Annotated in this window: 19 protein-coding genes; 12 read left to right on the top strand and 7 right to left on the bottom strand. The window is 63.3% G+C overall.

Translation table 11 applies throughout. The annotated features are described in order from the left end of the window. The first annotated feature begins 41 nt into the window (after positions 1-41). Genes AAAX35_RS08005 through cobK form a run of 7 tightly spaced genes read left to right on the top strand, consistent with a single transcriptional unit; the run spans position 42 to position 6608 of the window. The gene (locus AAAX35_RS08005; RefSeq protein ID WP_349117278.1) at positions 42-998 is read left to right on the top strand and encodes a histidine phosphatase family protein; all 957 of its coding nucleotides are present in this window, start codon (positions 42-44) and stop codon (positions 996-998) included. Then, positions 998-1972 (top strand): adenosylcobinamide-phosphate synthase CbiB, encoded by a 975-nt coding sequence (gene cbiB, locus AAAX35_RS08000; RefSeq protein ID WP_349117293.1) that lies wholly within the window; start codon positions 998-1000, stop codon positions 1970-1972. The genes AAAX35_RS08005 and cbiB overlap by 1 nt, the downstream gene beginning before the upstream one ends. Continuing rightward, on the top strand, positions 1969-3192 hold the full coding sequence (locus tag AAAX35_RS07995; protein ID WP_349117277.1) for a histidinol-phosphate transaminase: 1224 nt from the start codon (positions 1969-1971) through the stop codon (positions 3190-3192). The genes cbiB and AAAX35_RS07995 overlap by 4 nt, the downstream gene beginning before the upstream one ends. Next, entirely contained in the window at positions 3185-4684 is a 1500-nt protein-coding gene (locus AAAX35_RS07990) for a cobyric acid synthase (RefSeq protein ID WP_349117276.1), read from the top strand. The genes AAAX35_RS07995 and AAAX35_RS07990 overlap by 8 nt, the downstream gene beginning before the upstream one ends. Further along, a complete protein-coding gene (locus AAAX35_RS07985; protein WP_349117275.1) occupies positions 4681-5196 on the top strand; it encodes a cob(I)yrinic acid a,c-diamide adenosyltransferase in 516 nt (171 codons plus the stop codon). Before AAAX35_RS07990 ends, AAAX35_RS07985 begins: the two co-directional genes overlap by 4 nt. Further along, the gene (locus tag AAAX35_RS07980; RefSeq protein ID WP_015538672.1) at positions 5197-5838 is read left to right on the top strand and encodes a precorrin-8X methylmutase; all 642 of its coding nucleotides are present in this window, start codon (positions 5197-5199) and stop codon (positions 5836-5838) included. Continuing rightward, the gene (gene cobK, locus AAAX35_RS07975; protein ID WP_349117274.1) at positions 5835-6608 is read left to right on the top strand and encodes a precorrin-6A reductase; all 774 of its coding nucleotides are present in this window, start codon (positions 5835-5837) and stop codon (positions 6606-6608) included. The genes AAAX35_RS07980 and cobK overlap by 4 nt, the downstream gene beginning before the upstream one ends. A 210-nt stretch (positions 6609-6818) precedes the next feature. Here cobK and AAAX35_RS07970 read toward each other — a convergent pair whose 3' ends face one another. From AAAX35_RS07970 to metK, 6 genes are all read right to left on the bottom strand, one after another. After that, positions 6819-8033: an ABC transporter permease gene (locus AAAX35_RS07970; RefSeq protein ID WP_196031305.1), complete on the bottom strand. Its 1215-nt coding sequence runs from the start codon at positions 8031-8033 to the stop codon at positions 6819-6821. Beyond that, positions 8030-8803 (bottom strand): ABC transporter ATP-binding protein, encoded by a 774-nt coding sequence (locus tag AAAX35_RS07965; protein WP_138340805.1) that lies wholly within the window; start codon positions 8801-8803, stop codon positions 8030-8032. Before AAAX35_RS07965 ends, AAAX35_RS07970 begins: the two co-directional genes overlap by 4 nt. Continuing rightward, positions 8803-10239 (bottom strand): efflux RND transporter periplasmic adaptor subunit, encoded by a 1437-nt coding sequence (locus AAAX35_RS07960; RefSeq protein WP_349117273.1) that lies wholly within the window; start codon positions 10237-10239, stop codon positions 8803-8805. Before AAAX35_RS07960 ends, AAAX35_RS07965 begins: the two co-directional genes overlap by 1 nt. A 132-nt stretch (positions 10240-10371) precedes the next feature. Further along, positions 10372-12105 carry a L,D-transpeptidase gene (locus tag AAAX35_RS07955; protein ID WP_349117272.1) on the bottom strand — a complete coding sequence of 578 codons (1734 nt, stop codon included), beginning with the start codon at positions 12103-12105 and terminating at the stop codon, positions 10372-10374. Between the two features lie 149 nt (positions 12106-12254). Beyond that, the gene (sdaAA, locus tag AAAX35_RS07950; protein ID WP_343000813.1) at positions 12255-13862 is read right to left on the bottom strand and encodes an L-serine ammonia-lyase, iron-sulfur-dependent, subunit alpha; all 1608 of its coding nucleotides are present in this window, start codon (positions 13860-13862) and stop codon (positions 12255-12257) included. Between the two features lie 311 nt (positions 13863-14173). Then, entirely contained in the window at positions 14174-15454 is a 1281-nt protein-coding gene (gene metK, locus AAAX35_RS07945; protein WP_349117271.1) for a methionine adenosyltransferase, read from the bottom strand. Between the two features lie 283 nt (positions 15455-15737). On the opposite strand from metK, the gene gltX reads away from it, so the two are divergent. The 5 genes from gltX to AAAX35_RS07920 all read left to right on the top strand — a co-directional run bounded on the left by gltX (position 15738) and on the right by AAAX35_RS07920 (position 22949). Next, positions 15738-17213, top strand: a complete 1476-nt coding sequence (gene gltX, locus AAAX35_RS07940) for a glutamate--tRNA ligase (protein WP_055310608.1) — start codon at positions 15738-15740, stop codon at positions 17211-17213. A gap of 88 nt (positions 17214-17301) precedes the next feature. Continuing rightward, positions 17302-19755, top strand: coding sequence for a primosomal protein N' (gene priA / locus AAAX35_RS07935; protein WP_349117270.1), 2454 nt, complete (start codon positions 17302-17304; stop codon positions 19753-19755). 18 nt (positions 19756-19773) lie between these two features. Then, on the top strand, positions 19774-20310 hold the full coding sequence (gene def, locus AAAX35_RS07930) for a peptide deformylase (protein WP_022094969.1): 537 nt from the start codon (positions 19774-19776) through the stop codon (positions 20308-20310). A gap of 321 nt (positions 20311-20631) precedes the next feature. After that, positions 20632-21552: a methionyl-tRNA formyltransferase gene (fmt, locus tag AAAX35_RS07925; RefSeq protein WP_349117269.1), complete on the top strand. Its 921-nt coding sequence runs from the start codon at positions 20632-20634 to the stop codon at positions 21550-21552. Further along, the gene (locus AAAX35_RS07920; RefSeq protein ID WP_055310611.1) at positions 21549-22949 is read left to right on the top strand and encodes a transcription antitermination factor NusB; all 1401 of its coding nucleotides are present in this window, start codon (positions 21549-21551) and stop codon (positions 22947-22949) included. Before fmt ends, AAAX35_RS07920 begins: the two co-directional genes overlap by 4 nt. 140 nt (positions 22950-23089) lie before the next feature. Here AAAX35_RS07920 and AAAX35_RS07915 read toward each other — a convergent pair whose 3' ends face one another. Continuing rightward, on the bottom strand, positions 23090-23326 hold the full coding sequence (locus AAAX35_RS07915; RefSeq protein ID WP_055310612.1) for an FmdB family zinc ribbon protein: 237 nt from the start codon (positions 23324-23326) through the stop codon (positions 23090-23092). Positions 23327-23383 lie beyond the last annotated feature (57 nt).

The raw sequence follows: 23383 nt of genomic DNA, 5'->3' as shown, positions 1-23383 counted from the left end.
TTCTCGTGGTAGGTGGTGCGCATTCGGGGAAGAGGACCTTCGTGCGCGAAAAGCTCGGGTTCGCGGCGGACGATTTCGTCGACACGGCGCAGCTCGCGGCGGGCAGCGTGCACGCGGCTTTTGCCGGCCGCGTCGCGTACCGTGCTGAGGAACTCGTACGCGCGCTCGACGCTGACCGGGCGCTCGAGTGGCTGATCGGCTTCGACGCAGTGATTCTGACCTTGGTCGGCTCGGGGGTCGTCCCTATGCGTGCGGAAGACGCCCAATGGCGCGAGCGCGCGGGGCGCCTGGGATGCGCGCTCGCTGCGCGCGCCGACGTCGTCGTGCGCATGACGTGCGGGATTCCCCAGGTCATCAAAGGAAACCTTGCCGATGCGCCTCGAGGGACGCTGGGCGCGGGTGCGCCTTTGGAAGTCATCTTCGTGCGCCATGGTGCCACGGCGGGCACGGAAGACCATCGCTACAGCGGGGCGGGCACCGACGAGCCCCTGTCGAGCGCGGGCGAGCGCGCGTTGCGCGACCTCGCGTGCGATCGTGACGTGTTCCGTGTTATCACGAGCGGCATGGCCCGCACCGACCGGACGGCACGCATTCTCTTCCCGAACGCGGAGCTTATGGCGTGCCCCGGTCTGCGCGAGATGGATTTCGGCGACTTCGAGGGGCGAAGCGCCGCCGAACTTAAAGAGGATGCGCGTTACCGCGCCTGGGTAGACTCCTGGTGCGAGACGCGCTGCCCGCATGGCGAGGGCAAGAGCGATTTCACCCGCCGCGTCGTCGCGGCGTTTCGGGAGGCGTGCGATTCGGAGCGCGCCCAGGGGAGTGGGCGCGCCGTCTTCGTCGTTCACGCGGGTACCGTGAAAGCGCTGCTCTCCGAGCTAGCTGTCCCGAAAATGGGATACTTCGACGTGCATACCGAGCCGGGCGGCGCATGGGCCGCCACCTGGGATGGGCGCTGCCTTCGCGACGTTCGCCCCGCTTCGGGGGGCGATGCCCGGTGATGACGATTCTTGCCGTCGCCGCCGGGTTCGCGGCCGACCTTGCCTTCGGCGACCCGCGTTGGCTTCCCCATCCCGTCGTCGCCATGGGGCGCGCGATCACGTGGGCCGAAGACCGCCTGCGGGGCGCATTCCCGCAAACGTCCGCGGGCACGCGCGCCGCAGGGCTTGTGCTCGCCGTGGCGCTTCCGCTTGCGTGTTGGCTTTTGACCTGGGGAATCCTGCATCTTTGCGGCATGGTTCACCCCGGCTTGCGCTTTGTGGCCGAGGCATGGGCGAGCTATCAGATTCTCGCGACATGCGAGCTGCGCCGCCAGAGCCTGGCCGTGGCCCGCGCGTTCTCGAAGGGCGGCCTTGTCGCGGCGCGCGAAGCCGTCGGGCTCATCGTGGGACGCGACACGTCTGTTCTCGACGAGCAGGGCGTCACGCGCGCCGCCGTGGAAACGGTGGCGGAGAACGCGAGCGACGGCGTCATCGCGCCACTTTTCTACCTTATGATCGGGGGTGCGCCCTTGGGCATGGCGTACAAGGCGGTGAACACGCTCGACAGCATGGTGGGCTACAAAAACGAGCGCTACATCGACTTCGGTCGCGCCTCGGCGCGCCTCGACGATGCGGTGAACTGGATTCCCTCGCGCTTATCGGCCCTGCTCATGATCGCCGTGTGCCCGATCGTCGGGCTCGACGCGCGCGGGGCGGCGCGCATCTGGCGCCGCGACAGGCGTCGCCATGCGAGCCCCAACTCGGCGCAGACCGAGTCAGCGTGCGCGGGCGCGCTCGGGCTGCGCCTGGCGGGACCCGCGGTGTATTTCGGCAAGCTCGTTGAGAAACCGACGATAGGCGACGCGTCCCGCGAAATCGAGTGGGGCGATATCGCCCGGGCGACAAGGCTCATGCTCGCCGCGTCCGTATGCGCGCTCGTCGTCTTCGGCGCCGCGCGCGCGGCGGTCGTGCTCGCCGTGGGGGCGATTGTATGAGGGAAGACCACGCCGCGTCCCGGGCTGCCGGGGGAATCCTGCGCGCCCGTGCGCATGGGGGTAGCACGCAATCGCTCGGCATCGCTTGCGAAGGGGGCGCCTCCGACCTCATTGACTTCTCGGTGAACGTGAATCCGGCAGGCCCCTCGCCGCGCGCCGTTGCCGCAGCTTGCAAGGCGCTTTCTCGAATCGACGCCTACCCCGATAGGGAAAGCCTCGCTCTCGTTCGCGCCCTAGCGCGTGCCCAGGGCATTCCCGAAGATACTATCGTCTGCGGCGCGGGCGCGTCCGACATCATTTGGCGGCTCGCCGCGGCGGTGCGCCCGAAACGCATCGTCGTGTGCGCGCCGACGTTCTCTGAATATGCGGAGGCGGCATCGTACTACGGCGCATGCGTGCAGGAGTTCCCGCTCTCCGAAGCGGACGACTTCGACGTGCCCGCCTCCTTCGCCCGCGCGATCGAGGGGCCGGGAGACGTGGCGTACATCTGCAATCCGAACAACCCGACGGGGCGCCTCGTCGACCCCCGCGTGATCGATGCCGCGGCTTGCCGCTGCGAGCAGGTGGGCGCACTGCTCGTCGTGGACGAGTGCTTCCTCGGATTTGCGCCCGACGCCCGCGAAAGGAGCGTGGACGCACGCGCCGCGTGTTCGCGCCATGTGGCCGTGCTCTCCGCGTTCACCAAGCTCTACGGAATGGCGGGGTTGCGGTTGGGATATCTGATCAGCGGAAACGCCCAACTCATCGAGGGGATTCGCCGGGCGGGGCAGGCGTGGCCCGTCTCCTCGGTCGCCGAGGCCGCGGGCATCGCCGCCCTGGAAGACGTCGAATACGTCTCGCGCACGCGCGATGTATTGGCGGGCGAGCGAGCGTGGCTTTCCCACGAGCTCACCTCGCTCGGGCTTTCCGTCGTGCCGTCGGATGCGAACTTCCTTTTAGTCCGCACGCCGGCGAAAGACATCCCCGAGCGCCTGTATAAACAGGGGGTTTTGGTCCGCACGTGCGACTCGTTTTCGGTACTGTCCCGTTTCTGGTGCCGCGTCGCGGTGCGCACGCGCAAGGAGAACGCCCGGCTTGCGATGGCGTTCAGCCGCGCGCTTCGGGCGGAAGGCGCATCGGGTGAAGACGAACCCGACGAACGGGGCGGCGCTTCTTGCAGCAGCGCTATGGCGGGCGCGGATGGCCGAGGCTCGGCGAAGGAGGTCGATACCCGTGGGTAGGGCGAAGCCCATCATGATCCAGGGCACCATGTCGAACGCGGGGAAGAGCCTGCTTGCGGCGGGGCTGTGCCGTGTGCTTTCGCAGGACGGCCTGCGCGTGGCTCCCTTCAAGAGCCAAAACATGGCGCTCAACAGCGGTGTCACGGCCGATGGGCTCGAGATGGGGCGCGCCCAGATCATGCAGGCCGAGGCGTGCGGCATCGCGCCCGACGTGCGCATGAACCCCATCCTGCTCAAGCCCGAAAGCGACCACCGAAGCCAGCTCATCGTGGCCGGCAAGGCGCAGGGAGCCTTCGCTGCGAGGGACTACTTCGCGCGAAAGAAGGCGCTCATGCCGCAGATTTTGGAGGCGTTCGATTCGCTCGCGGAGGAAAACGACGTCATCGTCATCGAAGGCGCCGGCAGCCCCGTCGAAATCAACCTTGCCGAAAACGACATCGTCAACATGGGGCTCGCGCGCGCCGTGTCCTCCCCCGTGCTGCTCGCGGGCGACATCGACCCAGGCGGGGTGTTTGCCCAGCTCTACGGCACGGTCGCGCTCCTTGCGCCCGAGGATCGCGCGCTTTTACGGGGGCTTGTGGTGAACAAGTTCCGCGGCGATGTGGAAATCCTGCGCCCGGGTTTGGCCCCGCTCGAGAAGATGTGCGGGGTTCCCGTCGTGGGGGTCGTGCCGTATCTTACGCTCGACCTGGACGACGAGGACTCGCTTGCGCCGCGCCTATCTGCCCGCGAGGCGCGCGGCGTCATCGACGTCGCCGTCGTGCGCCTTCCGCATCTGTCGAACTTCACCGACTTCGACCCGCTTTCGCGCGTGCCCGGCGTGGGCGTGCGCTACGTTTCCTCGACGACCGATCTGGGCCGACCCGACCTGGTGGTGCTCCCCGGCTCGAAGACCACGCTCGACGACGCGCGCTGGCTTGCGGCTAGCGGCATCGGAGCCTGTGTACGCGCGCTTTCGGGCGTGGGCACGCCGGTGCTCGGCATATGCGGAGGCTACCAGCTTTTGGGAGACGAGCTTTCCGATCCGCACGGCAGGGAAGGCGCTGGCACCGCGCGCGGGCTCGGGCTCATCCCTGTAAGTACGGTGTTCAAGGAGGAAAAGCGCCTCGCCCAGTCGGAGCTGCGCATCACGGGCGCCCAAGGCGCGTTCTCGGTGTGGAACGGCATGACGGCGCGCGGGTACGAGATTCACGACGGCGAAACGACCGTCTCCTGCGCCCCTGCGGGCACGATTGGCGGCAAACCAGAAGGCGCGGCCTGCGGAAACGTGTTCGGAACCTATCTCCACGGCCTGTTCGACGAACCGGGGGTGGCACTCGCCCTCGCGCGCTCGCTCGTGCGCATGCGCGGCCTGCCCGAGAGCGTCGTGGGTGCTGAGGGCGCGGTGTCCGCGGCCGATCATCGTGCGCGCGAGTTCGACCGCCTGGCCGACTCCGTGCGCGGGGCGCTCGACATGGAGTATGTCTACCGCATTATCGAGGAGGGCGTATGATCCACGTGTATCATGGCGACGGCAAAGGCAAGACCACGGCGGCGATGGGCCTCGCCCTTCGCATGCTCGCCGCAGGCCGCCGCGTCGTCGTCGTGCAGTTCCTGAAAGACGGCGAAAGCGGGGAGGTGCGCCTGCTCGCCGAGCATTTCGGCGTGCCCGTGTTCGCGGGGAAGGCGTCGGACAAGTTTACCTGGTCGATGACGCCGGAAGAACTTGCCGCGACGTGCGAGCTGCACGATGGGAACCTCGCTTCAGCGCTCGCCGAGCTCGAGGGCGCGCAGGAGGGGCTGCTCGTGCTCGACGAGGCGCTCGACGCGCTTTCGAAGGGGCTTGTCGACGAGGCACTCGTGGACCGCGCGCTCGATATGTCCGCGCGCGGCGTCGAAGTAGCGCTCACCGGGCGCGCGCCTTCCCGCAAGATCGTGGAGAAGGCCGACTACATAACCGAGATGCGGTGCGAGAAACACCCCTACACTCAGGGGATATGTGCAAGGGAAGGAGTGGAGTACTAGATGGATTCCAAGGAGATGGCGCCCGGCGACATCGAGCGGCGCAGCTTCGAGATCATCACCGAAGAGCTCGGCGGCCGCACGTTCCCGCCGCTCGAAGAGCCCGTCGTGAAGCGCGTCATCCACACCACTGCCGACTTCTCGTACGCCGATTCCCTCGTATTCACCCATGACGCCGCGCACTGTGCGCTCGACGCACTGCGCGCAGGGGCCACGGTGCTCACCGACACGAACATGGCGCTCGCAGGCATAAGCAAGCCCGCGCTCGCGAAGCTCGGCTGCAAGGCCGTGTGCTACATGGCCGACCCGGATGTCGCCGCGGCTGCGCGTGCCGCGGGCACGACTCGCGCCGTTGCGAGCATGGACAAAGCTTGCGGCATCGAGGGTCCGCTCATCGTGGCCGTCGGTAACGCCCCCACGGCACTTCTGCGCCTCGCCGAGCTCATGGACGCGGGGAAGATCGCGCCCGCGCTCGTCGTTGGGGTGCCGGTCGGGTTTGTGAACGTGGTCGAGGCGAAAGAGGAGCTACTTGCGCGACGCGTGCCGGCCATCGTCGCGAGGGGTCGCAAGGGCGGCTCGACCGTGGCGGCTGCCATTATGAACGCGCTGCTCTACCAGATCACGCGCCCAGGCGGCCCGAAGTGACGGCGCCCGCATCCGCGCCGGCGCTGCGCATCTTCGCCGGCACCACCGAGGGCCGCCTTCTGTGCGAATGGGCGAGCGGGGCGGGCATCCCCGCCCGTGCCTACGCGGCAACCGAGTACGGAGGCGAGCTTTTGGGCGAGCTTCCGGGCATCGAGGTGCATGCGGGCAGGCTCGACGAGGCCGACATGGAGCGCGAGCTTTCCGGCGCGCGCATCGTCGTCGACGCCACGCACCCCTTCGCTACGCTCGCAAGCTGCAACATCCGGGCCGCTTCGCTCGCCGTGGGTGCACGATGCCTGCGCCTTGCGCGCCCGGTCGAGGCGCTGCCCAAAGGCGTCGTGTCGGTCGCGTCGATCGCCTGCGCGGCGCGTTTTCTCTCCGAGAACCCGGGTCGCGCGCTTCTCACGACGGGGAGCAAGGAGCTTGCTCCCTACACACGCGTCGCCGATTTCGCGGAGCGCTTCTTCGTGCGTGTGCTCCCGCTGCCCGGTGTTATAACGAAGTGCATCGACGCGGGGTTTTCGCCGTCGCACGTCATCGGCATGCAGGGGCCCTTCACCCGCGAGCTCAACGAGGCGATGCTTCGGCAGGTGGGCGCCCAGTGGCTTGTGACCAAAGACTCGGGAACCGTAGGCGGCACGGCCGAGAAGATCGCCTCCGCGCGTGACGTGGGAGCGCGCTGCATCGTGGTCACCCGTCCCGCCGAGGGAGGCGGGGCCCTTTCGCTGCGGGAAGTGGAAGACGCGCTCTTACGGGAGTTCGCGCGCTAGGCGCTCGCCGCGCCTGCGCGCACTCCCGCCCGCGAGGAGGAGCGCCTCGAGCAAGCTCGAACCGTACAAGACCGTCATCCGCCAAAAGCTCGAGGACGACGCCCGGAACTGGCGTAAGCAGCCCTTCAATAAGTTGCGGTGAAATAGTGTCTGTTTTGCTGCTAGATAGCATATCCAGTCCCTAATTCACCGCAACTTTTTGGTGGTGGCTTACTGGTAGCGAAGGCACTCCACCGGGTCGAGCTTTGCCGCGCGGCGAGCGGGGTAGAAGCCAAAGATTACGCCGATGCCGACGGAGACGCCGAAGGCCAGCAGTACCGTGGCGATTGAAAAGCTCGGCGTGATTTGCCCGCTGGCACCGAGCTCGCTGAGAACCCCTGATCCTGCGGCAAACATCGCGAGGCCCCAGGCCAGCAGATAGCCAATCAGGACACCCAGCAGGCCACCGGTGACGCACAGTGCCGAGGACTCGGCCAAAAACTGCGCGGTGATATCGCGACGACTGGCGCCCAGGGCACGGCGAATACCGATCTCGCGGATGCGCTCGGTCACGTTGGTGAGCATCATATTCATAATGCCGATACCGCCGACAAGCAGCGAGATGCTGGCGACAGCACCCATGATAAGCGAGAACGCGCCCATAAAGGAGTTGAGTGCATCGATGGCGCTTTTCATGGAGGTCGCCGATACACTGTCGTACTCATCATCCTCCGCGATGCCCTTCATCGCGCGCACCTTGGACTCGATGGTCTTGCAGAGCTCATCCATGTCCGTGCCCTCGGCGGCAAGTGCCGTCACGCTGGGGAATGAAGGGTTCTCGTCGCCAAACAGCCCGGAGATGGTTTCGCGTGGCATATACAGCGTGAGCGAGCCCATGGAGTCGCTGCCGCCATCAATCACGCCTACAATCTGCACCTCGCCGTTGGACACCTTGATGGTTTTCCCCAGCGCATCCTGTTCGTTGCCGTAAAGCTGATCGGCGCCGCCGCGGCTGATGAGCGCCACGCGCGAGCCTGATTGGGACTCGGCCTGGGAATAGGTGCGCCCCGCAACGAGCTTGCTGGCCCCCACGGCGTCGAGCATGTTGCTATCGACACCCTGTGCCATGACGGTATAGCTTTTATCGCCGGTCTTGTACTCGGTATAGGCACTGTCGACAATGCCGATCTGCTCAATCTGCGGCACCAGTTTTTGAAGTTTCTCGATGTCCGACTCGGTGAGTTCTTGCGACGAATAGATTTGCACCATGCGTGCCGCATTGAGGCCCAGACTGTTGACCAGGCTGTTTTGGATGCCGCCGATGAGCGAGGTCATTGCAATGACTGAGGCGATGCCGATGACAATGCCCAGGATAGTGAGCAGGCTACGCCCCTTGTTGGCCTCGAGCGAGTGAAGGGCTTCCTGGATGAGATCGCGGGCGCTCATGCCATCTCTCCTTTCGGCGGGTTGGCGGAGGCGGAAATCATGGGCAGGCTATCCACGGCGCTGCGCAGGGTCCGCGGTGCATGTGGAATATACGCGCCATCGTGAATGCGACCGTCGCGGATGGTCACGGCACGGTCGGCCTCGGCGGCGATGCCGGGGTCGTGTGTGATAAGCACGATGGTTTTGCCGCGCTTCTGGAGCTTATGGAAGGTCTCCATCACAAGCGCTCCGGTAGCGGAGTCCAGGTTTCCCGTCGGCTCATCGGCCAGGATGATGGGCGGGTCATTGACGAGGGCGCGCGCGATTGCGACGCGCTGCATCTGGCCGCCCGAGAGCTCGGATATGCGGTGGTCCCAGTGGTCGACGGGCAGCGTGACAGCCTGCAGCGCGTGAACGGCGCGCATTTCGCGCTGGCTACGGGGCACATTGGTGTAGGCCAGCGGCAGCATGACGTTTTCGATAACCGACAGGCGCGGCAGCAGGTTGAAGCTCTGAAAGACAAAGCCAATGCTCAGGGCGCGGACTTCGGTGAGCTCGTCATCATCGAGCTCGGCCACGTTGAGCCCTTGCAGGTAATAGTCGCCCGCCGTCGGTTTGTCCAGGCAGCCCAGGATGTTCATGAGCGTTGACTTGCCCGAGCCCGAAGGGCCGGTAATGGCGACGAACTCGCCGGGTTCTACCGCCAGGCTCACGTTGTGCAGGATGTGGGCGCAACCCGCCTCGCTCTCAAAAATGCGGTGCACGTTGCGGATGTCGATAACGGGACGCATTACATGCCCTCGTCGTCAGACATGCTGCCCGAATCCGTGCTGTAGCCGCCGTCAGCCGTTGCGTCCGCTCCGGTGTCCATGACGAGGGTGTCGCCATCGCGCAGCTTGGTAACCGGCACGTTGGGGTTGATCTCGTTGCCCTGGTCGTCGCGCTTTACCTGTGTCTTGCCGACTACGGCTTCGTTGTCGTTTTGCGTCACGTCGGTCACCTTCACGCGACGGGTATGCTTGCCCTCGTCATCGGTTGCCACGTTGACGTAATAGTGTTCGCCGTCTTCGGTCATGAGCGCCATCGTCGGCACCATCACCACGTCGTCGAGCTGCTCGGTCACCACCGATACCTCGGCCGTCATGCCCGGCTTCAGGCGCGCGTCGGGCGCCTCTATGAGAATGTCGACGTTAAAGGTTACGCTGCCGCCGCCACCGTTGGCGGCGTCGGAGTTTGCCACCGAGGCGATGGCCGTGACCGTTCCCTGGCTTACGATATCGGGAAACGCGGGATACGTGACGTTGGCACTCTGCCCAACGGCGATCTTGGCGATGTCCTTTTCGCCCACCTGCACGGTCACCTTCATCTTAGATAGGTCGGCGATCTGCATGCACTGCTTGCCGCCGCTCGTATCGCTTTCGCCCATGATCATGCCGCCTGTTACCGTGGCGCCCACCTTGGCGTTGAGCTCCACGATACTGCCCGAGCTCGGGGCCGTGACCGTACGACTGGCCGCCTTGGCGTTCGCCTGATCGAGGTTTGCCTGGGCCGATGCGAGGCTGCGCTGCGCGGCCGATACGGCGTTCGTGTCCGCCGATGCGGCGGAGACGCCAGCCGCTGCGGAAGCTCCATCGACGTCCGTCGTTGGGGTGGCCTGAGCGGCAGCTGCGGCTTTCTTCGCATTAGCGAGGTCTTCTTGAGCGGCAGCAACTGCACGCTGCGCCTCGGCAACGTTGCGATCGAGCTCGTCGTTTTTAATGGTCATAAGCACGTCGCCCTCGTTGACGGATTGGCCCGCCTGCACGTTGATCGAATCGACCGTACCGTCGACAGAAGGGGAGACCACTGAGGACGAAATGGGTTTGAGCTGGCCTTTCGCCTCGACCGTTGTGGTAAACGTGCCCTCGGTCACCATGTCGGTCACCGGCCCGTTGTTGCCTGCGGGCCGTGCGTTGATGGCTAAGGTCACGACAACGGCGATGAGCACAATGGCGGCCACGACGCCGACCGCAATGCCGCGTCGGATGAGCTTTTTGCGTCGACGTTCGGCACGTTTTACCTTGAGCTTGGCATATGCCTCTTCATCGGAAATCTCGGTCGCATCGTTCGCGCGTCCGCTCTGCTTATCGGCATGTACGTTTGTAATCAGAGGAATCGTTTCGGTGACATCTTCGAGCGTGTGCTCGGTATCATCCGGGCCCGGGGTGGTCGTGGGGACATTCGGCATAGCGTCTCCTTTATAGAAAGTACCTCGATAAGTATATGCGCCCACCGGTTGGGGCGGGCGCATAGGACGGTTTCTTTCGGAACTGTTAGATTGGTCGCTGCGGTTCCACGTTGTAGGAATGCGCGCGTTGCACTACGAGTGGACAACCACGCACAGGCCGACTTTGATGCAGTCGTGAAGTGCCTTGGCGTCTGCCAGACGCAGGTTGATGCAGCCGTGGCTGCCGCACCATTTGTACGACTCGGCGTTATCGAAGCTCTTGTCGTTTTGCCAGGTGGCATCGTGGAAGCCGATCATATTGCCCTCGAACGGCATCCAGTAGCTCACCGGGCTTTCGTATTTGGGCTTACCGGTCTCGGGGTCCTTGGCTCCGATCAGGGTGCTGCCGCCGTCGTTGCTGTTGATCTGCCACACGCCCTCGGGGGTGGCGTCTTCGCCCGGTTTGCCGGATATAAAGTTGGCCTCCCAAACGATATTACCGTTCTCGTCATAGTAGCGCGCGTGCTGCTCGGACAGGTCGACGTCGATATACGCCTTCCAGTCGGGCTCTCCCTTTGCGGTAAAGGTGTCGGCCTTCTGGGAGTACTTGATCTCGATTTCGCCGGTCTGCTTGTTGTTAATGGCGTCCTCGACCTGCTTGGCGAGCGAGCTGCTGTCGATGGACCAACCAAAGTCGCCGCCTTCGACGGCGCACTGCTTGCCATCGGCGCGCGTCCACCAGCGAGTGGAGCCCACGGTATTAAAGCCGTTGGCGGGCTCGGCTGCCCAGCTGCTGATCTGCGACGTATCGAGCGTGGGATTGGCCGGATCGGCAAAGCTGATCCACTGCAACACGGAGCTGCCATCAACCTTGCCGGCATCCTCGCCGTTGAGCTTGAGGGTCACGTTGACGCCCAGGAAGTTGTTGGCGGCATCGCATGCGGCCTGAATCTGATCATCGGTCAGCGTTCCATTGAGCGGCTCATAGGCATCGTTGCCGAGCTTGGAAAGATCTACGGTCTCGGCCAGCGAGGCAAGCTCGAGCTCGGCATACTTAATGACATGCTCGCGGTTGAGTTTTTCGTTGGAGCGCGCCTTCTCGACGGTAAACTTGCCGGCCTGCTCGTCATAGGAGCTATTGGCCTCGAACGTGCCCGAACGCCCCTCGTTAAACTCGTCGATGGCGGCGCCCAGATCCTTCTCAAACTTCTTTTGGTCAAAGGTATCGGAGAGCATGGACAGGTCGACGTCTTGATCAAGATCGACTTCGTTGGAGGTAGCGGTTGTTTTGGCCTTGCCGCTTAAGGATTCCACAAGGCGGACCGGCCATACAAAGGCTTCGTTGTGGCTGATAATCTCTTTTGCGGCAGCTTCGCCATCGACGATGGGCTCATCGGACTCGGGCTGATAGGTCCAGCTAAAGTCATCGCCTGTCACGGTGAGCTTATAGTGCTTCCATGCCGAATTGACCTTGGTAGCGGCAGACGAAGCGTTGGAGAACGAGACGTCGACGCCGGCAATGGTGGTGTTGGGGTAGGCTAGCTGCGAAAACGCTACGATTCCTACGATATAGACAATGACGATAAGACCCAAGACGACAAAGAGTGTCGTCTTTTTGCCCGACTTATTGTTGCCGGCGGACTTGCGCGCGGGGCCGCGATCGCCTCGGGCGTGCGTGGGGGGCTGCTTGGGCGCATTGCCGTTTGCCTGGCGCTGCTGACGTTGTTGACGCTGCTGTCGCTGTTGGTTCGGGCGTTGGGGCGCGTTTGCCGCACCACGCTGCTGACCGTGGCTCGGCGCGATAGGACGCGGTGACTGAACGCCGCCGGTGTGCCTGCTCGGCTGCTGCGGATCGGGAATCAGTTGAGTTCGATCGTTTTGCGACATCGTATGCATATCCTTCGATTTTCGCCTTGCGGTTCATCGTGTTTTTACTGGGCTTGCATTATAGCGATTGCCCTGCTGTTTGTGGTACGGAAACGGTGGCATTCGAAAGAGCTGGGACAAATGTCCCACCTTTGAGTCGTTCTTAGTCGCTATCCGCACACACCGCATTTTGCACAGGCCGAAAGTGCGGCCGGAGCCTGCGCGATGCCGCCCTTTGCCGTCTCGCGCAGCGTGGCTGGCAACGCGTGGCCCACCGAGAGCATTACATGTGCCATCTGGTCAAACGGCACCAAGCTCTTAATGCCTGCGAGGGCGAGTTGTGCCGAGCTAAAGGCCGCTGCTACGCCGATGGCGTTGCGGTTTTGGCAGGGCACCTCCACGAGGCCACCGACGGGGTCACAAACGAGGCCCAGCAGGTTACTCAGCGCGATGGAACTGGCGTCGAGCGCCTGCTCGGGCGTGCCGCCGAGCATCTGCACCAGCGCGGCGGCTGCCATGGCGGCGGCGCTTCCCACCTCGGCCTGGCATCCGCCCTCGGCGCCGGCGACGCAGGCGCTCGTGGTGAGGTTGAGGCCGATGGCGGCTGCGCAGTAGAGCGCGTCCATGACCTGCTCGTCGTCGAGCTGCAGGCGATCGGCGAGTGCAAGCACGCAGCCGGGCACAACACCCGCTGAGCCTGCCGTGGGGGCGGCGACGATCACGCCCATGGTGGCGGAGCGTTCGAGCACGGCCATCGCGCGGGCCACGGCATCGGTCTGAACGGGGCCCATCAGGCTTGCGCTCAAATCGTTGCGGCCGGTGGCTTCGACAAGCTTGGCCTCGCCGCCGATAAGCCCGCCGAGCGAACGCTGCGGATTGGCGATGGGGGCCGTGGTCTCCTCGCGCATGACGTCGAGCACGCGGCGCATGGCAGCGACGGCGTGGGCCTCGCCGGTCAGACGCGCCTCGCGAACGGCCATGACGGCGCCGATGCTGAGCCCCAGTTCCTCACACGCATCGAGCAACTGCTCGCCGTCGTCGAAGATTTCCTTGGCCGAGACGCCGGGGGAGAGCGACGAGGCAGAACCGGGGAGTTCGATAAACGTTGCGTAATCGACATTGTCGAGCTTGCGCAGCATGGGGACGACGGTGTCGTCGGGCGCGCCGTCGGTCTCAAAGACGGAGTAGGCCTGGCCGCCCACTTCGGTGCGGTAGGTGCGGCAGAAGGCGATGTTTACATGGGCGTAGGCGAGCAGGTTGGTGAGCGCGGCGAGTACACCGGGGACGTCCTTGTGCGCCACGAAGAGCGTGGAATACATGCCCGAGATGTCGACGCCGACGCCGTTAATGCGGCTGATGCGCATCTTGCCGCCGCCCAGGCTCTCGCCGCGGACCTGTGCCGTGGCGCCCGTGTCGTCGACCATGTCAATGTCGACGGTGTTGGGGTGGATGGACGCGTCGTCGCCCTTGATGTCAAAGTGATATTCGAGGCCCTGCTCGCGTGCGAGGTCGAAGGCCTGCTTGATGTTCTCGTCATCGGTGTCGAGGCCCAGTATGCCCGCGACGAGCGCACGGTCTGTGCCGTGGCCGCGGTAGGTGTGGGCGAAGGAGTTCCACAGGCCAAAGGTGACCTTGGTGATGCGACCTTCCAACAGGCTGGCGGCAACTTGGGCGCAGCGGAGGGCGCCGGCGGTGTGCGATGAGCTGGGGCCGACCATGACGGGGCCCAAGATCTCGAATGCCGAGGTCGTAGCTAGTGTTTGCGGCTTGCCTGCCATGGGTGCTCCTTTTCTATCCCGTCGTTCCGAGGGCTTTGGTATTTGGTCGCCTGCTCTACAGTCCTGGCTCGCACGGAGGCCACATTAAGTGGCCTCCGGCTCGTGCGGAACTCGCGACCGACCAAATACCAAAGCCCTCGGAACTAAGGATACATGGTAGAGGCGCGTGTGCTGCAAAATTCATTAGCTGGTGACGCAGCGTGGGCTCATATCGAAGCATCTTCACCACCGTTTAAATAAAAAGAAGTACCGGTTGGGAGCGGTACTTCTTTTTTAAGCGCTTATGTCGTTGAAACCTTGGCGGTTCTTAATTACAGGCCGCAGGCTGCTTTGAGTTCTTTGACTCGGTCGGTTTTCTCCCAGGTGAAGTCGGGGTCTTCGCGGCCGAAGTGACCGTAGGCTGCCGTCTTTTCGTAGATGGGGCGACGCAGGTCTAGGTCGCGGATGATGGCACCTGGGCGCAGGTCGAAGGTCTTCTCTACGGCCTCGACGATCTTGTCCTCGGCAACATGCGCGGTACCGAAGGTGTCGACCATGATTGAGAGGGGCTTGGAAACGCCGATGGCGTAGGCAAGCTCGACTTCGCAGCGGGCGGCCAGACCGGCGGCGACCACGTTCTTGGCGACCCAGCGCGCGGCATACGCGGCGGAGCGGTCAACCTTGGTGCAGTCCTTTCCGCTAAAGGCACCGCCGCCGTGACGACCGTAGCCGCCGTAGGTGTCGACGATGATCTTGCGGCCGGTGAGGCCCGTGTCGCCCATGGGGCCGCCCACGACAAAGCGACCGGTGGGGTTCACGTAGATGTCCGCGTTATCCCACGGCATGTTCTCAGCGGCCATGACCGGGGTGATGACGTGCTCGATGAGGTCGGCCTTGATCTTGCCCATGTCCTCGATCTCGGCAGCGTGCTGCGTGGAGATGACGATGGTCGTGACCTCGACGGGCTTGCCTTCCTCGTAGCGCACGGTGACCTGGGTCTTGCCGTCGGGACGCAGATAGGGCAGGGTACCGTCGTGGCGCACGGCGGCCAGGCGCTCGGCCAGGCGGCTTGCCAGGTAGTGCGGCATGGGCATGAGGGTCTTGGTCTCGTTGGAGGCATATCCGAACATCATGCCCTGGTCGCCGGCACCGATCAGGTCGATCGGGTCGGTGGTAGCGCCGGTCTGGGTCTCGAAGGACTCGTCAACGCCTTGGGCGATATCGGGCGACTGCTCGTGGATGAGGCTCATGACGCCGCAGGTGTCGCAGTCAAAACCGAACTTGGCACGGTTGTAGCCAATGCGGCGGATAACGCCACGGGCGATTTCCTGAACGTCTACGTAGGCCTGGGTGCGAATCTCGCCGGCGACGATGACGGTGCCGGTGGTCACGAGGGTCTCGCAGGCGCAGCGGACGTTCTCCACGTTGGCAGGCACGCCGTTGGGGGCGATGTAGCCCTGCTCCTGGAGCTCTATTTCTTTGGCGAGGATTGCGTCGAGGACGGCGTCGCTGATCTGGTCAGCGATCTTATCGGGATGACCTTCGGTCACCGACTCCGACGTAAAAACAAAGGACCCGTGTTGGGGCGGGATGGAACGAAGTTCTTCTGACATGATTGTCCTTTCAAAAACGTGTCCCGGCGACCGTTACCATTCCGCCGGGCTCTCTATGCAAGGGCACATCATAGCGCGTAAATCAAACATTCACACCCTTTCCGCACCTACTCATTGGGGACAGACATAAATGACCAGCCTTGCCTAAGTGCCGACAGGTTGCCCAAAGAATGGTCATTTAAGTCTGTCCCCAATGAGTAGGTCGGTGCCCTTTGTGCGGAGGTTGCTTTGATGCTTTATACTGGTGCGGTTAGACATCCATCCTGCAATCGAGGAGATTTCCATGGCATCAGACGTTCGCGTCCGCTTTGCACCCTCACCGACGGGCAAGCTGCACATTGGCGGCGCCCGCACCGCTATCTATAACTGGGCTTTCGCCCGTGCTAACGGCGGCACGTTCATCCTGCGCATCGACGACACCGACCCCACCCGCTCCACCGACGAGAACACGCAGATCATCCTGCGCGCCATGCGTTGGCTGGGCCTGGACTGGGACGAGGGTCCCGAGGTGGGCGGCGATTTTGGCCCCTACGCCCAGACCGAGCGCTTGGACCTGTACAAGCAGGCCGCCCAGAAGCTTTGGGACGAGGGCAAGGCCTATCCCTGCTTCTGCACCAAGGAGCAGCTCGACGCCGACCGCAAGGCCGCGCAGGAGCGCAAGGACCCCTTCCAGGGCTATCAGCGCCGTTGCCGCGATCTTGATCCCGAGGAGGCCCGCCGCCGCATCGAGGCCGGGGAGTCCTACGTCCTGCGCATCAAGGTGCCCGAGGACCGCGGCGACGTCGTCATCCACGACGCCGTCCACGGAGAGGTGACCTTCGACGCCAAGGAGCTCGACGACTTTGTCATCTTCCGCTCCGACGGTACGCCCACGTATAACTTCGCGACCGTCGTCGACGACGCCATGATGAAGATCACCCACGTCATCCGCGGCGACGACCACCTGTCCAACACCCCGCGTCAGGTCATGGTCTACGAGGCCCTCGGCGCTCCCGTGCCCACGTTCGCTCACATCTCCATGATCCTGGGCGCCGACGGCAAAAAGCTCTCCAAGCGCCACGGCGCCACCTCGGTGGAGGAGTACCGCGACGCCGGCTACCTGTCCGACGCCTTTGTCAACTACCTGGCGCTGCTCGGCTGGTCGCTCGACGGCGAAACCACGATCATCCCGCGCGATGTCCTGGCCAGCAAGTTCTCGCTCGACCGCATCTCCAAGAACCCGGCGACCTTCGACCCCAAGAAGCTCGACTGGGTCAACGCCGAGTACATCAATGGCATGTCCGATGCTCAGTTTGCCGACGAGATCATGGTTCCCGAGCTGCACGAGGCGGGTCTCATCGAGGGTAATGTCGAGTACGGCGAGGATTGGATCGACGCGCTTGCCGCCATCGTTAAGCCGCGCACCAAGATGCCGGCCGACGCCGTGACCGTCGCCGCTCCCATCTTCGCTACGGCCGAGACGCTCGAGTATGACGAGAAGTCCGTCAACAAGGGCCTGGCCAAGGAGGGCATGGGTGCCATTCTGGATGCCGCCAAGGGCGCGCTCGAGGGCGTGGACGAGTGGACGGCTGCCAACATCGACGCTGCGCTTGAGCCGTTGCCCGAGCAGATGGACCTTAAGAAGCGCGTGGTGTTCCAGGCCGTGCGCGTCGCCGTTTGCGGCAACATGGTGAGCCCTCCGTTGGGCGAGACCATGGCACTCGTCGGCCGCGACGATTGCTTGGCGCGCATCGACCGCGCCCGCACGATGGCGCTGTAATCGCTGCGCAAACGTATGTATCCGAGCCCCGTTCACCCGAGCGGGGCTCTTGTTTCTGTAGACGTATGGGATAGGAGGTGCTGGGGCCATGGTCGAGCAACTTTCGCTGTTTGGTTCGCCGGAACCGGAGGAAGCTCCGAAGTCCGCGGCTCCTGCCGCCGCCCCGGCGCAGCCCGAGCCCGCACCTGAGCCCATCGCCGCCTATGCGAGCGTGGTTCTCGACATCCCAACGCGTGCGCTGTCCGAGCCGTTTGCCTATGGCATTCCTCAACCTCTTGCTAGCGAAGCGCAGATCGGATCAACGGTCCTGGTCCACTTTGGTAACCGTGCCGCCGCGGGCTATATTGTCGACATTGCGCCTGAGCTGGGCGACCTACAAGGCAACATCGCCCTCGACCCCGCACGCATCAAGCCCATCGAGGCTATCCTCAGCAAACCGCTCTTTACTGTCGAGGCTGCCCGTATCGCACGCTGGATGAGCCGCGAGTATGTCGCGACGCTTTCCGAGTGCCTGCGTTTGTTCTTGCCCCCGGGTGGAAGTCCGCGCGTGGTCAAGGGCGATGACGGCGTGTGGACGGTTGAGCGCCCCGCCGTCAAGCCTATCCAAAACCGCTGGGTCATGCTCACGCCCGAGGGTTTCGACTACACGCCGCCCAAGACAGCGGTTCGCCAACGTCAGCTCATCGAGGCGCTCCAATGCGGCCCGGTCACGACGCGTGACCTCAACCTGCTCTATAACAGCATGTCGGCGACCATCAAGGCGCTTGAAAAACGCGGTATCGTGGTGGTGGAAGAGCGCCGTGCGTGGCGTGGCTGCAGCGAGCAGACCACGCTGTCCTCGGCGAGCGGTAAGGCGCCGGTGGCACTCACCAACGGCCAGCAGCAGGCGCTCGCGCAGATTGAGCGAGCTCGCCTGGATGCACACGGCGACGTGGTGCTCGTCGATGGCGTCACCGGTTCCGGCAAAACCGAGGTCTACCTCTCCGCCATCGAGCGCGTGCTGGCAGCCGGCCGTTCGGCCTGCGTGCTCGTGCCCGAGATCTCGCTGACGGCCCAGACCGTCGGCCGTTTTCGCTCGCGCTTTGGCGAAACGGTTGCGGTCTTCCACTCGCGCCTTTCGGCCGGTGAACGCTTGGACCAATGGGATATGGTCGCCAGCGGTGCCGCGCGCGTGGTCGTGGGCGCCCGCTCGGCGCTCTTTTGCCCGCTCAGCGACTTGGGCCTTATCATCATCGACGAGGAGCACGAGACCAGTTACAAGCAGGGTTCCAGCCCGCGCTACCATGCGCGCGAAGTGGCGGCCGAGATGGCGCGTCGCTATCGCTGCCCGCTCGCGCTGGGCTCGGCCACGCCTTCTGCTGAGGCCCTCGACCGCTGCCGCCGTGGCACGTATAACGGTGCCACCTGGACGCGCGTCGAGATGCCCGAGCGCCCGGGACACGCCGTGCTGCCGACAGTCCGCATTGCCGACCTGCGCCGCGAGTTCTCGCACGGCAGCCGCTCTATGTTCTCAAAACCGCTGATGGAAGGCCTGGAGCGTGTGGTCGAGCGCCGCGAGAAGGCCGTGTTGCTGCATAACCGCCGTGGCTTTGCGCCGTTCCTTATGTGCCGCGAGTGCGGCTGCGTCCCCACCTGCAACCACTGCTCCACCGCGCTTACGTATCACGAGCGCACGCACACGCTGCAGTGTCACACATGCGGTTCGTCTTGGCGCGTGCAGCCGTATCCCGCGCCCACGAGCCGTTGCCCCAAATGTGGCAGTCGCTACCTGGCAAAAATGGGCTTGGGTACGCAGCAGATCGAGGACGCACTGCACCAGATGTTGCCCGAGGACGTCGCCATTATTCGTATGGATGCCGATTCCACGCGCGGCAAGGATGCGCACAAAAAGCTGCTTGAGAAGTTCGATGCCGCCGATTGCGCGGTGCTGCTGGGCACCCAAATGATCGCAAAGGGCCTCGACTTTCCCGAGGTCACGCTCGTGGGCGTGGTCAATGCCGACTTCGCCCTCAAGCTGCCGGACTTCCGCGCAGGGGAGCGCGCCTACGATCTGCTGGAGCAAGTCGCCGGCCGTGCCGGTCGTGGTGATCGCCCCGGCGAGGTCATCATCCAGACCTACCTGCCCGAGGACCCGGTCATTCGCGCCGTCGCTGAGCATGACCGTTCGATCTTTACCGACTACGACCTGGACCAGCGCCGCGACGCGCTGTACCCGCCTTTTGTTCGCCTGGTCAACATCTTGGTGTGGTCGGCGAACCGAGACGAAGCACAGGACTACATCGGGCGCATTGCAAAGCTCCTCAAGCGCCGTTGGCATGCTGCCGCGCCCGACTTTTTGCAGGCGGGGAGTGCCGTGCCGCAGGTGCTGGGCCCGGCTTCGTGTGTAATCGAGAGAGCCAAGGACCGTTACCGCTTCCATCTGCTTGTGAAGTCGCCCGTGGGGTACCATGTCTCTGATGATATCGACGCCTGCCTCAAAGAGGTGGGCTCTGTGCGCGGCGTGAGCGTGAGCGTTGACGTCGACGCCTATGATTTGATGTAACAACCCGAAAGGATGGCCATGGAAGCCAACGGAATCGTACTGTCGCCCGACCCTCGTCTGCGCCAGGAGTGCGCCGTCATCGAGGAGATCACCCCGGCGATCGAGACGCTTGCCGAGAAGATGAAGAAGATGATGTTCGAGAACGGCGGCTGCGGCCTGGCTGCCCCGCAGATCGGCGAGCTCATTCAGCTCGTCACCATCGACTGCGACTACAGCGACAAAAACGACTACGACCCGTACGTGCTCATCAATCCCGTGATTGTGGAGCAGAGCGACCATCTGGTGCCGTTTAGCGAGGGCTGCCTTTCCATTCCTGGTATTAGCTGCGAGATCGAGCGTCCCGACCATGTCGTCGTCGAGGCGTACGACCTGGATGCCAACCTGATTCGCTATGAGGCCACGGGCGATCTGTTCTGCGTGTGCCTGCAGCACGAGATCGACCACCTACACGGCAACACCATGTTCGAGCGACTGAAGCCTATGCAGAGGCTCAAGGCTGTCAAGGAGTACCAGGACGCCCTGGCCCGCGGCGCTCGACCGGGCGAGACGGAGTAGGTTTGTCCGTCCCCGGGGCGCCCGCCTATATCATCCCGTGCTCAAACATTCTCGCTGCGCTGCGAAACTGCGCGCGGGACGATATAGGCGGGCGCCCCGGGGACTACGTTGACGCTGCTTGTCTCGCCCGGGTGCCGTTGGGCCAGGGAGGGGCGTCTTCGCTGATAATTGCTTTGTTGGAAGAGCTGCTTTTATTGCGGCTCTTTCTTTGGTTTTGGGTATATTTGTTCTTGTTGAAATGTTATTGCGGATGGGCTGGTGACTTGGCTTTCCGCTGTTATTTGTAGCCGTCTCGGCTTTGGTTGAGGGGAGACGTTCTTTATGCGTATTGTGTTTATGGGTACGCCTGATTTTGCTGTGCCTTCGTTGACTTCGCTCGTCGAGGCTGGGAATGAGATTGCGCTTGTTGTTACTCGTCCCGATGCTGTTCGCGGACGTGGTAAAAAGTTGGAGCCGTCTCCTGTTAAGGCCAAGGCGCTTGAGCTTGGTCTGCCGGTTGTTGAGGCTAATCGTATGACGCCTGAGGTTGTTGAGGCGCTCCAGACTGCCCAGGCTGACATTTTCTGTGTGGCTGCTTATGGCTGCATTTTGCCCGATGAGGTGCTGCATATGGCACCGCTCGGTATTGTGAATGTTCATGCGTCCTTGCTGCCTCGATGGCGTGGAGCCGCTCCCATTCAGCGTGCCATTCTTGCTGGTGATGAGGTTGCTGGCGTTTCTATCATGCGCATCGGGCATGGCGTGGATACTGGTGCTTATTGTGCTCAGGCTTCCACGTCGGTTGCCGGTAAGCATGCTGAGGCACTGACTATGGAGCTTGGCGAGCTGGGCGGCAAACTGCTTGCCGATACGCTTCCTTCTCTTGCCGATGGCACCGCCGTGTGGACTGAACAGGATGAGGCGCTCGTTACCCATGCTGCCAAGATTTCCAAGCTGGAGATGCGTCTGGATCCGCAGATGGCTGCGCTCGATTGCGTGCGTCATGTGCTCGCTTCGTCCGATACTGCGCCTGCTCGTTGCGTGATTGCCGGCAAGACCGTGCGCGTGCTCGATGCTGCGCCGGCTGATGTGTCGCTTGGCGAGGGTCAGGTTCTCATTAAGGCCAAGCGTGTTTTCCTTGGCCTTTCCGATGGTGCGGTTGAACTGCTCGAGGTTAAGCCCGATGGCAAGCGTGGTATGGCCGCTTCTGCTTGGGCTGCTGGGCTGCAAGGCGCCGATCTTTCGTGGGGTGTTCTGTCATGAGCAAGCTGTCTCCCGCGCGCAAGCTTGCGCTCGATGTGCTGATGGAGGCCGATCGCCGCGGCATGTATGCGCGCGACGTGCTGTCCTCTCGCGCATCGGCCAAGGCTATTGATCAGCGCGATTCCGCTTTTGCCGCCCGCTTGGCACTTGGTGTGGCCGCCACGCAGGGTATTTTGGACGAGCTGCTCGACCAGTTTCTCGATAAGCCTAAAAAGGTTGCGCCGCGTGTTCGCATGGCGCTTCGTATCTCGGCTTTCGAGATGCTCTATTTACATACGCCTGGGCGCGTTGCTGTAAGTCAGGGTGTTGAGCTGGTTCGCTGCGGCGCTAAGTCCGCCGCTGGCTTGGCCAATGCCGTGCTGCATAAGGTTGCGGACAATGTTGAGGACTTTGCCACGGCGTCCGATGTAGATGAGTCTGAGCGACGCCTGGTTCGTCTGTCGCGCCTGATGGGTCTGCCGCGTTGGCTGTGCGCTCGCATTATGGCATCGTTCGACACGCCTGAGGGTGCGCTTAACTTTGCCGGCAATCTGGCCCCCGCGCCGCTGGCCCTGCATGAGAACGCCTTTGCGACCAAGCCCGATCCGTATGTCTCGCAGCTCGTCGCGCCCGTTTTCCCGGGCTGCCATGCCCCGGTAGATGCGCAGGTCACGGTTGCATCGGGTGTGTTTGAGCGTGCTGCCGCGGTGGCATCTGATCTCAATGCGCAGCTTATCGCCACAGCTGCCACGCGCCCTGGAAGCTGCCTTGAGATTGGTGCCGGTCGTGGCACCAAGACCTATGTGATGATGTGCCAGGCCAAGCGTGCGGGCTATGAGCGTCAGCATACGGCGCTCGATCTGCATGATCGCAAATGCGATCTGAATCTCGCTCGCCTGCACAAGGCCGGTATTCAGGGCGTTCGTACGGTTTCGGGTGATGCCTGCGAGCTTGATGAAGTACTGACGTCGTTTGATGCCATGCTTGGCAAGCCGGTTAAGTTCGATACGGTCTTTATCGATGCGCCGTGCTCTGGCACCGGCACCATGCGTCGTCATCCCGAGATCCCGTGGCGCCTAACTGAGAATGACGTTACGACCGAGTTGCCCAAACTGCAGTTGATGATGCTCAAGGAAGCAGCCGCACGCGTGGCTGCCGGCGGTGAACTTATCTATGCCACCTGCTCGGTATTTGATGAAGAGAACACGCAGGTCGTAGATGCCTTCCTGGCCTCTCCCGAGGGCGCCTGCTTTACCGTGGCGCCTCTCTCCGAGGCACAGATTCTGCAACTGCCTGATTTCGAGCAGGCCAAGAAGCTCGTTTTCGTACGCCAAAACGACCGAGGTCTTTTCCAAAGCGTGCCAGTAAACGCCGACTCCTACGACGGCCACTTCTGCGCCCGCCTGATTCGTAAGTAACTAATATGTTGCGGTGAAATAGGGATTGAATAGCGGCTTCTGCCCACCAAACAGTCCTTATCTCACCGCAACTCATAGAGCCACCTATAGCGCAAAGAATCAGCCCCGCGATCGATGTCGGTCGCGGGGCTGTTTGGTTTCTAGTGGCTGTGCGGGCAGTTGGCGCAGCAGCCGCTCGTGGCGCTGGTGCTGGAGCCGCCGCTTCGCTGGTCGGTGTTGTAGAAACCGCTGCCCTCAAATTTTATGCCGCTGGCTGAGAACGTCTTGGCCGCCGGGGCACCGCAGCTGGGGCACACGACCTCGGGGGTCTCGGACATGGGATGCTCAACCTCAAACACGTTGCCGCAGCTCGAGCACTTGTAATCGTAGCGCGCCATAAATACTTCCTTTTCAGCACAAAGCGGGCAGATTACTCTGCCCGCAAAAATTCAAAC

This window comes from Collinsella sp. CLA-ER-H11 (assembly GCF_040092445.1).
In the GTDB taxonomy this organism is placed as follows: Bacteria; Actinomycetota; Coriobacteriia; order Coriobacteriales; family Coriobacteriaceae; genus Collinsella.
Note: the sequence above shows the minus strand (reverse complement) of the source record. Positions and strands in the feature narration are given on the sequence as shown.

What these genes read in the sequence shown, in the direction of transcription:
- cbiB (WP_349117293.1), top strand. Translation starts at nt 998, where the DNA reads ATGACGATTCTTGCCGTCGCCGCCGGGTTCGCGGCCGACCTTGCCTTC.
- AAAX35_RS07995 (WP_349117277.1), top strand. Translation starts at nt 1,969, where the DNA reads ATGAGGGAAGACCACGCCGCGTCCCGGGCTGCCGGGGGAATCCTGCGC.
- AAAX35_RS07985 (WP_349117275.1), top strand. Translation starts at nt 4,681, where the DNA reads ATGATCCACGTGTATCATGGCGACGGCAAAGGCAAGACCACGGCGGCG.
- AAAX35_RS07980 (WP_015538672.1), top strand. Translation starts at nt 5,197, where the DNA reads ATGGATTCCAAGGAGATGGCGCCCGGCGACATCGAGCGGCGCAGCTTC.
- AAAX35_RS07970 (WP_196031305.1), bottom strand. Translation starts at nt 8,033, where the DNA reads ATGAGCGCCCGCGATCTCATCCAGGAAGCCCTTCACTCGCTCGAGGCC.
- AAAX35_RS07965 (WP_138340805.1), bottom strand. Translation starts at nt 8,803, where the DNA reads ATGCGTCCCGTTATCGACATCCGCAACGTGCACCGCATTTTTGAGAGC.
- AAAX35_RS07960 (WP_349117273.1), bottom strand. Translation starts at nt 10,239, where the DNA reads ATGCCGAATGTCCCCACGACCACCCCGGGCCCGGATGATACCGAGCAC.
- AAAX35_RS07955 (WP_349117272.1), bottom strand. Translation starts at nt 12,105, where the DNA reads ATGTCGCAAAACGATCGAACTCAACTGATTCCCGATCCGCAGCAGCCG.
- sdaAA (WP_343000813.1), bottom strand. Translation starts at nt 13,862, where the DNA reads ATGGCAGGCAAGCCGCAAACACTAGCTACGACCTCGGCATTCGAGATC.
- metK (WP_349117271.1), bottom strand. Translation starts at nt 15,454, where the DNA reads ATGTCAGAAGAACTTCGTTCCATCCCGCCCCAACACGGGTCCTTTGTT.
- gltX (WP_055310608.1), top strand. Translation starts at nt 15,738, where the DNA reads ATGGCATCAGACGTTCGCGTCCGCTTTGCACCCTCACCGACGGGCAAG.
- priA (WP_349117270.1), top strand. Translation starts at nt 17,302, where the DNA reads ATGGTCGAGCAACTTTCGCTGTTTGGTTCGCCGGAACCGGAGGAAGCT.
- def (WP_022094969.1), top strand. Translation starts at nt 19,774, where the DNA reads ATGGAAGCCAACGGAATCGTACTGTCGCCCGACCCTCGTCTGCGCCAG.
- fmt (WP_349117269.1), top strand. Translation starts at nt 20,632, where the DNA reads ATGCGTATTGTGTTTATGGGTACGCCTGATTTTGCTGTGCCTTCGTTG.
- AAAX35_RS07920 (WP_055310611.1), top strand. Translation starts at nt 21,549, where the DNA reads ATGAGCAAGCTGTCTCCCGCGCGCAAGCTTGCGCTCGATGTGCTGATG.
- AAAX35_RS07915 (WP_055310612.1), bottom strand. Translation starts at nt 23,326, where the DNA reads ATGGCGCGCTACGATTACAAGTGCTCGAGCTGCGGCAACGTGTTTGAG.